The sequence below is a fragment of the Oscillibacter sp. KLE 1728 genome (assembly GCF_934833455.1).
Taxonomy (GTDB): Bacteria; Bacillota; Clostridia; order Oscillospirales; family Oscillospiraceae; genus Oscillibacter; species Oscillibacter welbionis.
Map to the genome: position 1 here is coordinate 1 of NZ_CAKVVF010000054.1, position 13,897 is coordinate 13,897.

Genomic DNA, 13,897 nt, shown 5'->3' on the forward strand with positions numbered 1-13,897 from the left:
TCCTGGAGACCACCTTCAAGGAGGAGACCGAGACCGACCTGTTCGGCGAGCAGGCCGTTCTATGCGGCGGCGTCTGCGGCTTGATCCAGGCCGGCTTCGAGACCCTGGTGGAGGCCGGCTACGAGCCGGAGATGGCCTACTTCGAGACCTGCCACGAGATGAAGCTCATCATCGACCTCATCAACGAGGGCGGCTTCGGCAAGATGAGCTACTCCATCTCCAACACCGCTGAGTACGGCGACTACCGCACCCGCAGCCGCCTGATTACCGAGGACACCCGCAAGGAGATGCGGCAGATCCTCAAGGAGATCCAGGACGGTACCTTCGCCTCCGAATTCCTGACGGAGATGAACCCCAACGGAGGCCGCAAGACCCACTTCCTGGCCATGCGCCGCATGGCGGCCGAGCACCCCATCGAGAAGGTGGGCGCCCAGCTGCGCAGCATGATGAGCTGGCTGAAAAAGTAAGAGGACCCAAGGCACCGGCCCGGAGGCGGGAACACCTCCGGGCCGGGTAGAAAAAGGAGGAAAGCAAGACCTATGCGCAGTGATAATGTGACCAAGGGCGCCGAGCGGGCACCCAACCGGAGCCTTTTCTACGCCCTGGGCTACACGCCGGAGGACCTGGAGAAGCCCCTGATCGCTGTGGTCAGCGCCCACAGCGATATCGTTCCCGGACACATGAATTTGGACAAGCTGACCGACGCGGTAAAAAGCGGCATCGAGGCCGCCGGCGGTACCCCCTTCATGGTGCCCGCCATCGGCGTGTGCGACGGCATCGCCATGGGCCATGTGGGCATGAAGTACTCCCTGGCCAGCCGGGAGCTGATCTGCGACAGTGTGGAGACCATGTTCATGGCTCACCAGTTTGACGGCTGTGTGCTGGTGCCCAACTGTGACAAGATCGTCCCCGGCATGGTGATGGCGGCGGTGCGGATGAACGTGCCCGCCGTGGTGTGCAGCGGCGGCCCCATGCTGGCCGGCACCTACGACGGCCAGGAGGTCAGCCTCTCCAAGATGTTCGAGGCTGTGGGCTCCTACAAGGCAGGCATGATCTCCGCCGAGCAGCTGGAGGACTGCACCCAGAACTGCTGTCCCGGCTGCGGCAGCTGCTCCGGCATGTACACCGCCAACTCCATGAACTGCCTGTGCGAGGCCATCGGCATCGGCCTGCCGGGCAACGGCACCATCCCCGCGGTGTACAGCAAGCGGCTGCAGCTGGGCCGCCGGGCCGGCGCCGCCATCATGGAGATGGTCCGCCGGAACATCTGCGCACGGGACATCATCAACGCCCGCAGCATCCGCAACGCCCTGACCTGCGACATGGCCCTGGGCTGCTCCACCAACACGGTGCTGCACCTGCTGGCCATCGCCCAGGAGGCGGGCTGCCCGGTGGACCTGGCCCTGTTCAACGAGATCAGCGAGAAGACCCCCAACCTGTGCCACCTGGCCCCTGCGGGCCCCACCCACATGCCGGACCTGTACGCGGCCGGCGGCATCCCTGCTGTCCAGGCGGAGCTGGCCAAGCGCGGCCTTCTGGATCTGGACTGCCTGACCGTCACCGGCAAGACCGTGGGCGAGAACATTCAGGGGGTCCAGAACCTCAACCACAACGCCATCCGGCCCATCGAGGATCCCTACTCCCCCACCGGCGGACTGCAGATCCTCTGGGGCAATCTGGCCCCCCACGGCTGCGTGGTGAAGCGCAGCGCCGTGGCCCCGGAGATGCTGACCCACACCGGTCCCGCCCGGGTGTTTGACAGCGAGGAGGACGCCATCGCCGCCATCTACGCCGGTAAGATCGTCCCCGGCGACGTGGTGGTGATCCGGTACGAGGGCCCCAAGGGCGGCCCCGGTATGCGGGAGATGCTGAATCCCACTTCCGCTCTCGCGGGCATGGGTCTGGACAAAACCGTGGCCCTTATCACCGACGGCCGGTTCTCCGGCGCCAGCCGGGGCGCGTCCATCGGCCACGTCAGCCCGGAGGCCGCTTCCGGCGGTCCCATCGGCCTGGTGCAGGAGGGCGACGCCATCGCCATCGACATTCCCAATGCCTCCATCATGTTGCAGGTATCTGAGGAAGAGCTGGCCGCCCGGAAGGCCGCCTATGTCCAGCCTGCCCCCAACATCACCACCGGCTGGCTGGGCCGTTACGCCCGGATGGTCACCAGCGCCGACGAGGGCGCGGTCCTCCGCTGAAGGCCTGAGATCGGGAGGAATGCAACATGCACGTACAAGAGATGTACCGGCGGCTGACGGGCCTTGTGGTGTTCCGCCGGCTGCTGCAGGACCCGGTGGTGGCCGCCTGCGGCGAGATGCTCTCCGCCCGGGTGCGGGGGGACAGCGGCGATTTCTCCGCCGCCTGCGCCGGATTTGAAGCCGCCCTCTTCCAGTCCAGCGACAGCTGGTCCTGCTATCTGCGGGAGGCGGTGCTGGAGAGCGAGAACGTCTGCATCCGGGGGCAGGCGGTGGGCAGGAGCTCCGTCCTTCAGGAAAGCCTGCGGCGGGAGCTGGCCTTCTTCGACCAGCTCTCCCAGCTGCAGCTGGAGGACCTGACGGCGGGTCTGCGGGAGCCTCCGGAATTTCTGGTGGGCTGGGTCGTGTCTCCCACCGATATCACCCGGGAATACCTCCGCCGGATGGAGGAGGTGGGGGTGAAGGGCTACGGCATCTTCGCCCGGTACCACGTGTTCACGGTGGAGGAGGGGCAACTGGCGCCGGTGAAGCACCCGGATCCCCAGAGGCTGGAGGAGCTGCCTGGCTATGAGCGGGAGCGGGAGAAGGTCATCGCCAACACCCGGGCCCTGCTGGAGGGAAAGCCCGCCAACAACGTGCTGCTGTATGGTGACGCGGGCACCGGCAAGTCCAGCGCCATCAAGGCCATCGCCAACGCCTTCGCGGACCAGGGGCTGCGGCTGGTGGAGGTCAAGAAGAACCAGCTCTATCAGATCCCGGACCTGATGGACGCCCTGGCGTCCAATCCGCTGAAGTTCATCCTCTTCATCGATGATCTGAGCTTCACCGCCAATGACGACAACTTCGCCGCCCTCAAGGCGATCCTGGAGGGCAGCGTGGGCGGCCGGGCCGGCAACATCGCCGTCTACGCCACCAGCAACCGCCGCCACCTGATTAAGGAGACCCTCACCGACCGGGAGGGCGACGACATCCACGAGAGCGACACCCGCCAGGAGCTGATGAGCCTGTCCGCCCGGTTTGGGCTGACCATCACCTTCGGCAGCCCCGACCGGGAGCGGTATCTCCACATTGTGGAGGAGCTGGCCAAGCAGTACGGGGTGGAGCTGGACCCCAGACAGCTGGCGGTCCGCAGTGAGGCATTCGCGGTCCGCTCCGGCGGACGCAGCGCCCGGGTGGCCAAGCAGTTCATCGAGCTGTGCAAGGCCGGCGTCTTCAGCTGACGCCGCGGCGGGACAGTATCTGATAAAGAGAAAGGGGCAGTTCCCATGACAGCAGTCTATTTACAACTGGCGGCGTATGCCTGTGCAACCACCTTTTCCCCGGGGCCCAACAACATTCTGCTGTTCAGCAGCACCAGCCGGTACGGCATCCGGAAGTGCTGGCCGCTGATTTTTGGGATCTGGGCGGGATTGATCACCGTTATGCTGCTGTGCGGCTTCGGCTGTGCCTGGCTGGGAGAGCTGGTGCCGCAGATTGTCCCCGTGGCCAAGTATGTGGGCGCGGCCTATATCCTCTATCTGGCCTACCGCACGCTGATGCGCAGCCCCGGCGCCAAGAAGGAGGACGGCCCCTCCGGCAAGCCGCTGTCCTATGTGAACGGCTTCCTCCTGCAATTCCTGAACGTTCACATCCTGATGCTGGGGATCGCCGCCTATTCCGGTTATATCCTGCCCCATGGGTATACGGCGCCAGCCGTGCTGTGCTTCTCTGTCATCATGGCTGCCTGCGCCGCCACCGGAAACCTGATCTGGGCCACGCTGGGCGCGCTGCTGTACCCGCTGTACAGCCGGTATTACAAATTTGTCAACGCCGTTATGGCGCTGCTCCTGCTCTGGTGCGCCTGGAAAATCATCTCCGTCTGAGAATACATGGTCCGAACGCCCTCCCAAGCCGGGAGGGCGTTTTTTGTGCGGAACAGGCATCCCCGCACCTCCTTATATTATATAATGTAGGACGGGCGCTCCTGCGGCGACACCCAGGGGAGCGGTTTTTGGGGGATAGAGAGGCTGTGCGGCAGATTTGCGAAAAATTTGCGCAAACTGGACGCCGCCGGGCGCCTGATAAAAAGCCGACGCTGTCAAGTAAATGATTAGCTGATAAAAAATTTTCTGCATATTGTGCAAAAAAGTTCCGCAAAATTGTAATAATAGCTGTTTTTTACGTTAACACGTTGACTGTATAAGCACACCATGTTAAAATCTTCTTACTCCCGCAGTTCAGATCCATTTCTGCCTGAATGTGAGAGGAAACCAATTAAGAAGGAGAAAAGAAGTAAGATGAAAAAGTTTTTTGCACTTCTCCTCGCACTGGTGATGTCCCTGTCTCTGGTGGCCTGCGGCGGCGGAGATACCGCCAACGAAGACACCAGCACCGATGACACTGCTACCGAGGAGAACGGCGGCGATACCGCCACTGCCAGCGATGTGGAGATCGCTGTGGTCCTGAAGACCCTGGCCTCCGAGTACTGGGGCTATGTGAAGGCCGGCTGCGATGCCGCTGCCGCTGACCTGGGCGTTACCGTCAACGTGGTGGGCCCCGGCGCTGAGAGCGAGATCGAGCAGCAGGTTTCTATGATTGAGCAGCAGATCGGCGCAGGCTGCGATGCCATCATCGTCGCTCCCAATGACGCCGGCGCCGCTTCCGGTGCGCTTGCCAGCGCCATCGGCAGCATCCCCGTTCTGTCCGTCGATACCAATGTGGGCATCGAGGGTCAGACCAGCTTCGTGGGCACCTCCAACGTGGACGCCGCGAAGGAAGGCGGCCTGTGGGCCGCTGAACAGGCCGGTGAGGGCGCCAACGCCGTCATCATCTATGGCCAGGAGGGCGACAACACCTCCAATATGCGCCGCGAGGGCTATCAGGCCGCCTGCGACGAGGCCGGCGTCACCGTTCTGGACGCTCTGTCCGGCCAGAACACCACCGACGGCGCCACCAAGACCATGGAGGACCTGCTGAACGCTTATCCCGACCAGATCGACATCGTGCTCTGCCACAATGACGATACCGCTATCGGCGCCATGAACGCCTGCAAGTCCGCCGGCGTGGACGACATGATTATCGTCGGCTTCGACGGCAACGCCTCCGCCGTGGATCTGATCCTGGCCGGCGAGATGGTGAAGGCCACCGTTGCCCAGCAGCCCTATGAGATGGGCTACCAGGCCGTGGAGGCCGCGCTGAAGGCCATCAAGGGCGAGACCGTGGAAGAGGTCATCAACGCTCCCGTCACCGTGGTCACCGCTGAGAACGGCCAGGAGTACCTGGATAGCCTGGCTGCCATGCAGGGCTGATCAGCCTGTGCCCCTCAGATCTCACATCTGAATGAATGGAATATGGCGGCAGTGGTCCTGCCGCCATATTCCCGTTCCGCACCTCCCCGCGGCCGGCGGGGACCGCTGAAATCAGGAAACAGAAACGAGGTAATCCCATGAGCGAGTATGTTGTCGAGTTGAAGAACATTACCAAACGTTTTCCTGGTGTCGTCGCATTGAAAAATATGTCTATTGGCATCCGGCCGGGAGAGATCCACGGCCTGATCGGCGAAAATGGCGCCGGCAAGTCCACCTTGATTAAGGTGCTCACCGGCGTTCACACTCCTGAGGAGGGGGAGATCTACGTGGACGGCCAGAAGGTCGTCTTCCACAACCCCGTCCAGTCCCGCGAGGCGGGCATTGCCTGCGTGTACCAGGAGCTGAACATCGTCAAGCAGCTGTCTGTCACGGATAACGTTTTCATGGGACGCGCTGTCAAGAAAAACGGCCTTCTGGACTACCCCAGAATGTACGAGGAAGCCAAGCAGGCCCTGACCACGCTGGGCCATCCCGAAATTGATGTTAAAATGGAATGCGGCAAGCTGGGTACCGGCCAGCAGCAGATGGTGGAGATCGCCAAGGCTGTGTCGCTGGACGCCAAGCTGATTATCATGGACGAGCCGACTTCCTCCCTGGGCAAGGAGGAGATCAACCAGCTGATGGAGACGGTCCGGGGCCTGAAGGCCAAGGGCGTGGCCATCCTGTTCGTCTCTCATAAATTGGAAGAGCTGTTCGAGCTCTGCGACCGGGTCACCGTCATGCGGGACGGCGAACATATCGTCACCCAGGACATCGGTGACATGACGGAGGACTCCCTGATCAACGCCATGGTGGGCCGGACGCTGGACAACCTGTATCCCAAGGAGTTCGGCGTCAAGGGCGACGTGTGGCTGGAGGCCAGGAACCTCAACGAGGCCGGCGTCCTCCATGACGTGAGCTTCAAGGCCTACGGCGGCCAGATCACCGGCTTTGCCGGCCTGGTGGGCGCCGGGCGGACGGAGACCATGCGGGCCATCTTCGGCGCCGACAGGTTGGACAGCGGCGAGATCTACGTCAAGGGGGAGAAGGTACATATCCGGACGCCCAAGGACGCCATCAAGAAGAAGATTGCCTTCCTGACCGAGGACCGCAAGGGCCAGGGTCTGGTGCTGTCCCTGGACGTGCGGACCAACCTCATTCTGGCCAATATGAAGGGCTTCTCCAACGGCCCCTTCCTGAACAAGGGGAAGATTGAGAAGTCCGGCCAGGACAATGTGGAGTCCCTGCGGATCAAGACTCCGTCCCTGGACGAGGTGACGGCCCAGCTCTCCGGCGGCAACCAGCAGAAGGTGGTTATCGGCAAGTGGGTCAACACCGACGCGGACATCTTCATTTTCGACGAGCCCACCCGCGGCATCGACGTGGGCGCCAAGATCGAGGTCTACCATGTCATGAATGACCTGGTCAAGGCCGGCAAGTGTGTGATCATGGTCTCCTCCGAGCTTCCGGAGATCCTGGCCATGAGTGACCACGTGGTGGTCATGCGGGGCGGCCGGGTCATGGCCAATATCGACCGTGATACCCCGCACTTCAACTCTGAGGATATCATGAAAGCGGCCTGGGGAGGAGAATTAGACTGATATGAAAAAGAAGAATTCCGGAAAAGAGCTTTTGCAAAAGCTCGGCACCCTGATGGCGCTGGCGCTGCTGGTTCTCATTTTCTGCGTGATGATGCCCGATAAGTTCCCGCGGATCAGCAATATCATGAACATCTTCAAGCAGGCTTCCATCAACTGCCTGATCGCCTCCGGCATGCTGTGCGCCCTGATTACGGCCGGCATCGACCTGTCCGTGGGTTCCAACTGCGTGCTGTGCACCTGCACCATCGGCGTGCTGGTCCAGAACTTCGGCATCACCAGCATGCCGCTGCTGATCATCGCCGGCCTGGCGGTGAGCACGTTTGCCGGCTTTGTCAACGGCATTCTGCTGACCCGTTTGGACCTGCCCCATCCCTTCGTGTCCACCATGGGCATGAAGAACGTGCTGTGGGGCCTGGCCCTGGTGATTACAGGGTCGAAATCCATTGCCTTTACCAACACCGGCGTGGACAACCTGATGTGGATCGGCGGCGGCTCCCTTTTCAAGACCGAGACCTTCCCCGGCATCCCCTTCAGCTTCATCCTGGTGCTGATCGTGTTCGGCATCTTCCACGTGTTCCTGACCCGGTCCGCCCTGGGCCGCCAGATCTACTGCGTGGGCGGCAACCCCGAGGCGGCGCGCCTCTCCGGTATCCCCTCCAAGAACGTGCTGACCTTCGTCTACTCCCTGTCCGGCTTCATGGCCGGCATGGCGGGCGTGGTGTCCGTGGGTCGTCTGGCTTCTGCCAACGGCAATGCCGGCTCCACCTATGATACTGATGCCATCGCGGCCTGCATCATCGGTGGCGCCTCCTTCACCGGCGGCAAGGGCACCATCTGGGGCACCCTGATCGGCGCCCTGCTGATGGCGGTCATCCGCAACGGCCTGAACCTGATGGGCGCCTCCAACGACATTCAGTACATCGTCATCGGCGCCGTCATCATTCTGGCGGTCACCATCGACGTGTTCCGGAACAAGGCTGAGGCCAGGGCCCGGAAGATGGCTGCCCAGTAAGCGGACATCCTTTGGAGCGCATTTGAAACCTGAAACGGCGGGGACTGCGGTTCCCGCCGTTTTTCCTGTCCGCCCCTTTCGGCGTGACAAGACGGCGGAGATGTGCTAAGATAGAGACCCGGCAGGACTGCGGTCCCGCTGGGATCAATTTGAACGAGCGAGGTGTCCCCCATGAACCAAAGAGAGCTGGGTGAGCTGCGCCGCCGGTTCCGGCCGGAGAAGAGCGCCATCAGCCGTGTTTACGGCTGCTATGTGAACAGCAGCCGCGAGATCATCGCCTATATCGACCAGTCCCTGGGCCTCATGCCCCAGGAGGAGGCGGAAAAATACCTGGGCCTGCTGAAAAAGGCCCTGTCCGGCACCCTGGGCCGGAACCTGATTGACATCGTGTTTTCCACCCAGCAGGTGGCGGACAGCGAGGAGCACCGCCTGCTCTCCGCCCTGCGGACGTCCGAGCTGAAGGACGCGGAGGCCCGGGATGCCTTTTACCAGCAGGTCATCGGCTCCCTGGACATGGGGGAGAACAACTATCTGATCCTGCTGGGGGCCGACGCCTATGATGTGCCCCACCGGGGCAAGGACGGCGAGGTAGACCGGGATGCCTGCGAAGAGGTGTTCCGCTACTTCGTCTGCTGCGTCTGCCCGGTGAAGGATGGGACGCCGGAGCTGGGATACTTCCATGGGGAGAACGAGTTCCACATCTCTATGGAGAAGCAGATCGTGGGCCAGCCGGAGCTTGGCTTTTTGTTCCCGGCCTTTGATGACCGGACGGCCAACCTTTACAACGCCCTGTTTTACAGCCGGAAGCCGGACGAGCTCCATCAGGAGTTCATTGACGCAGTGTTCCGCACAGAGCCGCCCATGTCCGCCGCCGAGCAGCGGGAGACCTTTCAGTCCGCCCTGTGCGGCACTCTGGAGGGGGCGTGCAGCATGGAGGTGGTGCAGTCTGTCCACGACTACCTGCGCCAGCGGATCCAGGAACACAAGGAGAGCCGGGACCCGGAGCCGCTGGCTGTCACCGCAGGCGAGGTGAGCGGCGTGCTGCGGAACTGCGGCGTGCCGGAGGAGCGGGTGGAGGCGTTCCAAACCGCCTGCGGCCAGTCCTTTGGCGAGGGGGCGCTGACCCCGGCCAACCTGATCGACGCCAAGCACTTCGCGGTCAAGACCGCCGACGCCACTATCCAGGTGGACCCGGAGCGGAGCTATCTGGTGGAGGCCCGGGTCATCGACGGACGGCGCTACCTGCTGGTCCCGGCGGACGAGAGTGTGGAGGTCAACGGTCTGGGGGTCCGGATTGCCGCCGCCAAAGACGGCGGAGAGACTACATAAACAGGGAGGAAGGAATATGCTGAAGCAGATCCTGATCGACGCCGACACCGGCATTGATGATTCCATCGCCATTCTGTTTGCCCTGAAGCGGCCGGACGTCCGGGTGATGGGCGTCACCACCGGCTTCGGCAACACCACAGCCCGGCAGGCGGCGGAAAACAGTCTGCGGCTGATCCGACTGGCCGGTGCGCCTTATGAGGTACCGGTGGCGGTTGGAGCCACGGAGCCGCTGGCGGGGAACTGGAAGGGGCCGGATCCCCACATCCACGGGCCCAACGGCATCGGCGGGGTGGAGCTGCCGCCTTCGCCCCAGCAGCCGCTGGAGGAACCGGCCTGGGCGTTCATCGCCCGAATGGCCCGAGAGCACCCCGGCGAGCTGACCTTGGTGACGCTGGCCCGAATGACGAATCTGGCAAAGGCTCTGGAGATAGAGCCGGATCTGCCCCGGCTGTTGAAACGGGTGGTGTTCATGGGCGGCACGTTCCACGCGCCGGGAAACGTGTCCCCGGTAGCGGAGGCCAACATCGCAGGGGACCCGGAGGCGGCGGACCGGGTGTTCCAGGCGGGCTTTGACCTGACCATGGTGGGGCTGGATGTGACCCAGAAGGTGCGGCTGACCACGGACCATGTGGCGATCCTGGACAAGTACGCCGCGCCGGAGAACCGGCCCATTGTGGACTATCTGAAGCAGGCACTGCCCTTCTACTTCCGGTTCAACCGACTGCAAAACAACTGTCTGGACCACTGCCCGGTCCACGACCCGCTGGCCATGCTGGCGGCGGTGGATCCCAGTGTGGTGACGGTGCGGACCATCCCCGCCCGGGTGGAGTGCGGCGGCAGCTTCTGCCGGGGCATGGTGGTGGCGGATCTGCGGGAGCATCCCATCGAGGCTCCCGGCGTCTCCATCTGCGTGGATGTGGACAGCCGCCGGGCCCTGGAAGAGCTGCTCACCACCTTTATGGCATGAGGGAGGAGAAGGACATGCGCGTTGTCAACTTCGGGTCCCTGAATATCGACTACGTCTACCGGGTGGACCACTTCGTCCAGCCCGGAGAGACCATGAGCGCCCAGTCCCTGCAGATCCAGTGCGGCGGCAAGGGGCTGAACCAGTCCGTGGCTCTGGCTCGGGCCGGGGTGGAGACCTGGCACGCGGGCCTCATCGGGCCGGAGGGGCATTTTCTGAAGGAGACGCTGGACCGGGCAGGCGTCCACACCCGGTTTGTGGAGGAGACCACAGGCAGCACCGGCCACGCCATCATCCAGGTGGACAGCACCGGCCAGAACAGCATCCTGCTCCACGACGGGGCCAACGGCCGCCTGACCCCGGACTTTGTGACGGCGGTGCTGGATCAGTTCTCAGCCGGGGACACGGTGCTGCTGCAGAATGAGACCAGCTGCGTGGAGGAAATCATCCACCAGGCGGCCCGCCGGGGGATGCGGACGGCCATGAACGCGGCTCCCGCCAATGAGAAGCTGGTGGGCCTGCCGCTGGAGGCGCTGTCCTGGCTGTTGGTGAACGAGGTGGAGGGCGCCTTTCTGGCGGGAACGGAGGCGCCGGAGGCGATTCTGGACACGCTGGCGGCGCGGTACCCGGAGACCACTGTGGTGCTGACCTTGGGAGAACAGGGCGCTGCTGCAGCGCGAGGGGGCTGGCGGGCCTGGGGCCCAGCCCGGAAAACGGCGGTGGTGGACACCACTGCGGCGGGAGACACCTTCACCGGCTACTTCCTGCGCCGGGCGCTGGAGGGCGGCACACTGGAAGAGGCACTGTCCCTGGCCGCGGCGGCCAGCGCCCTGGCGGTGTCCCGGCCCGGCGCGGCGGATGCGGTGCCGGGATATGAAGAGGTCCTGCGGACCCTGTAAATCGGAAAAACACGGAAGCCCCGGACGAAACTCCGTCCGGGGCTTCCGTTTCTATCCTGCGGGCCTCTGCGGGCCAGTAGGCCCTCAGTCCCGCTTTCGGGCGGCGGCGGAGCCCAGGCGGAGCTCCGTCCGATACTTGGCCACCGTGCGGCGGGCGATGCGGATGCCCTGCTCCGCCAGCAGCTCCGCCAGCTTCTGGTCACTGAGCGGGCGGCTGTGGTCCTCCTGCCGGATCAGCTCCAGCAGCCGCAGCTTCACCGTCTGCTGGGAGGGACCCTGCTCCCCCAGAGCGCGGCTGAAGAAATAGCGGAGGGGGTACGTCCCCTGCCGGCACTGGAGGTATTTCTCCCGAGTGGCCCGGGAGACGGTGGAGGGATGGAGGTGGAGTCGCTCCGCCAGTGTCACCATGGTCATGGGGACCAGCTCTGTGGTCTGGCCGGCAAAAAAGGCCCGCTGGGTCTCCAGGATCGCCTCCGCGCACTGGCGGAGGGTGCTGCCCCGGCGCTCCAGGCTGTTCAGCAGCCACTTGGCCTGCTGCATCTTTTGCTGGAGATAGGCCCGGGTCTCCGGCTCGTCGGATTCCTTCAGAAGCCGCACATAGTACTGGCTGATGGACACCCGGGGAAGGTAGTAATCGTTCAGGATCACCTGGAGCTTTCCGTCCAGTTCCGCGATGAACAGATCCGGCCGGACATAGAGTGTGGGCTCCGCCGGCTGGAAGGAGCGGCCGGGGCAGGGATCCAGGGCAGAGATCCGCTTTTCCGCCGCCCGGACCTCCTCTGGCGTGGTATGGAGTTCCCGGGCAATGAGGCTGTAATGCTTCTTGCCCAAGTCCGGCAGGAAGCGGCGGACGATCTCCATATCCAGGGGGGAGGGAGCATCCTGCCGGGCCAGCTGCAGCAGCAGGCACTCCGACAGGGACCGGGCGCCCACGCCGGCGGGGTCCAGGCTCTGGAGGGTCTCCAGCGCTTGCTGGGTCAGGGCCTGGGGGATCTTCAGATCTGCCACGCCGTCCAGGTCCTCCTGGCTGAGGCGGCCCTCCTCGTCCACCAGCTCTGCCAGATACCGGGTCAGGGCCAGCAGGGGCTTGGGCAGGCGCCGGCGCTCCAGCTGGTCGCAAAGGAAGGCGGAGAGGCTCTCCGTCTCCCGGTCCGCGGCGCCCCGGTCCGGCATGGCGCCGTGGCCGTCCTCCGGCAGGCCGCCATTGATCCAGTGGACCTTCTGCCGCAGGGCCTCATAGGCTTTGTGGAGGGAGGACAGATCAGTCTGCTCCACCAGAGGGTTTTCTTCGCTGACCTGGTTCAGATAGTCCAGCAGCTCCTGGGAGTTCATCTGCAGAAGCTCCATGGACTGCAGGAGCTGGGGGGTGAGCTTCAGCTCCTGCCGAAGCTCTGTGCTGAGATGGATCAAACTCATGGACCGGAACCTCCTCTCACGCCCGGGCGGTCACGTATTTGGCAATCTTGCGGGCTGCTGTGGCCTGGGAGATGCCCAGCTCCCGGGCCACGGCCACTGTGGTGCCGCACCGCTGGTAGGAATCCCGGATGATTTGGGCCTCGTAGGCGTCCATCCGCTCCGCTAGCGTGCCGCCGGGAAGCAGCTCCGCAGGGGCCGACGCGTCGGCGGTGTACTCCAGCGGCAGGGCAGGAATGTCCAGAATGGGGTCCTGGGCAGTGATTACCAGCCGCTCCATCAGGTTCTCCAGCTGGCGCACGTTGCCGGGCCAATCGTACTGCTCCAGAAAAGCCAGAAAGCGGGGGCTGCAGGTGAGGGACTTGTTGTACTCCCCGCAGAAGCGGGCCAGGAACTGGTGGGCCATGGGGACGATGTCCTCCTTCCGCTGCCGCAGGGGGGGGATGTGGATGCGGATGACGTTCAGCCGGTAGAAGAGATCGGACCGGAACAGACCGCGCTGCACCGCCTCCTCCAGATTGCGGTTGGTGGCAACGATCAGCCGGAAGTCCAGCTCGATCTTCTGGGTGCCGGAGAGGCGCTCAATGGTCTTCTCCTGAATCAGCTGCAGGAGCTTGGACTGGATATGGGCGGGCAGCTCGCCGATCTCATCCAGGAACAGCGTGCCGTGGTTGGCCAGCTCGATCTTGCCGATCTTGCCGGAGGAGGAGGCCCCGGTGAAGGCGCCCTTCTCATAGCCGAACAGCTCTGACTCAATGAGATTTTCATGGAGCACCGCGCAGTTTACCTCGATAAAGGGCCCGTTTGCACGGTTGCTCATCTTGTGGATGGCCTTGGCGATGGCGCTTTTACCCACGCCGGTCTCTCCGGTGATGAGGATGTTGGCCCGGGTGTTGGCAGTGTTCTGCATCAGCGTCCACAGCCGCTGCATGGGGGCGCTTTTGAACAGCAGATTGGTGGAGGTGGCCCGGGTCCGCAGCTCCGCGATCTCCTGGGAGTAGTGCTGCAGGGAATCCTGCATCCGGCGGTAGTTCCGTTGGATGGAGTTGATCTGCTCCATGGACACGGTGTTGAAGCAGACGGCGTATTTCAGCTCCCCGTTGGCGTCAAACAGGGGAATGCCCACGGTCATCACGTTTTTGTGGGTGTGGTTGATGG

11 protein-coding genes and 1 pseudogene are annotated in these 13,897 nt (G+C 63.6%); 10 read left to right on the forward strand and 2 right to left on the reverse strand.

Translation table 11 applies throughout. The annotated features are described in order from the left end of the window. From QVE23_RS07405 to QVE23_RS07450, 10 genes and pseudogenes are all read left to right on the forward strand, one after another. Nucleotides 1-467, forward strand: a pseudogene (locus QVE23_RS07405) (ketol-acid reductoisomerase); the annotation flags it as partial. Between the two features lie 72 nt (nt 468-539). Beyond that, nucleotides 540-2,198 carry a dihydroxy-acid dehydratase gene (gene ilvD, locus QVE23_RS07410; protein ID WP_021748972.1) on the forward strand — a complete coding sequence of 553 codons (1,659 nt, stop codon included), beginning with the start codon at nt 540-542 and terminating at the stop codon, nt 2,196-2,198. 26 nt (nt 2,199-2,224) lie between these two features. After that, nucleotides 2,225-3,415: an ATP-binding protein gene (locus tag QVE23_RS07415; RefSeq protein WP_273481577.1), complete on the forward strand. Its 1,191-nt coding sequence runs from the start codon at nt 2,225-2,227 to the stop codon at nt 3,413-3,415. A gap of 45 nt (nt 3,416-3,460) precedes the next feature. Beyond that, nucleotides 3,461-4,057, forward strand: coding sequence for a LysE family transporter (locus QVE23_RS07420; protein ID WP_287967859.1), 597 nt, complete (start codon nt 3,461-3,463; stop codon nt 4,055-4,057). Nucleotides 4,058-4,471: 414 nt separating this feature from the next. Further along, nucleotides 4,472-5,482, forward strand: a complete 1,011-nt coding sequence (locus QVE23_RS07425; protein ID WP_158629760.1) for a sugar ABC transporter substrate-binding protein — start codon at nt 4,472-4,474, stop codon at nt 5,480-5,482. A 206-nt stretch (nt 5,483-5,688) separates the two neighbouring features. Then, a complete protein-coding gene (locus QVE23_RS07430; RefSeq protein WP_333637484.1) occupies nt 5,689-7,122 on the forward strand; it encodes a sugar ABC transporter ATP-binding protein in 1,434 nt (477 codons plus the stop codon). Between the two features lies 1 nt (nt 7,123). Beyond that, the gene (locus tag QVE23_RS07435) at nt 7,124-8,134 is read left to right on the forward strand and encodes an ABC transporter permease (protein WP_287967860.1); all 1,011 of its coding nucleotides are present in this window, start codon (nt 7,124-7,126) and stop codon (nt 8,132-8,134) included. 171 nt (nt 8,135-8,305) lie between these two features. After that, nucleotides 8,306-9,463 (forward strand): DUF4317 domain-containing protein, encoded by a 1,158-nt coding sequence (locus QVE23_RS07440; protein WP_119311806.1) that lies wholly within the window; start codon nt 8,306-8,308, stop codon nt 9,461-9,463. A gap of 16 nt (nt 9,464-9,479) precedes the next feature. Further along, nucleotides 9,480-10,430, forward strand: a complete 951-nt coding sequence (locus QVE23_RS07445) for a nucleoside hydrolase (RefSeq protein WP_317335456.1) — start codon at nt 9,480-9,482, stop codon at nt 10,428-10,430. Nucleotides 10,431-10,444: 14 nt separating this feature from the next. Further along, nucleotides 10,445-11,326 (forward strand): ribokinase, encoded by an 882-nt coding sequence (locus QVE23_RS07450; RefSeq protein ID WP_119311805.1) that lies wholly within the window; start codon nt 10,445-10,447, stop codon nt 11,324-11,326. Between the two features lie 84 nt (nt 11,327-11,410). On the opposite strand, the gene rpoN is transcribed toward QVE23_RS07450, so the two are convergent. Next, nucleotides 11,411-12,742 carry an RNA polymerase factor sigma-54 gene (rpoN, locus tag QVE23_RS07455; RefSeq protein ID WP_136891270.1) on the reverse strand — a complete coding sequence of 444 codons (1,332 nt, stop codon included), beginning with the start codon at nt 12,740-12,742 and terminating at the stop codon, nt 11,411-11,413. A 16-nt stretch (nt 12,743-12,758) separates the two neighbouring features. Next, on the reverse strand, nt 12,759-13,897 hold a 1,139-nt coding region (locus QVE23_RS07460; RefSeq protein ID WP_287967861.1), incomplete at its 5' end, for a sigma-54 interaction domain-containing protein.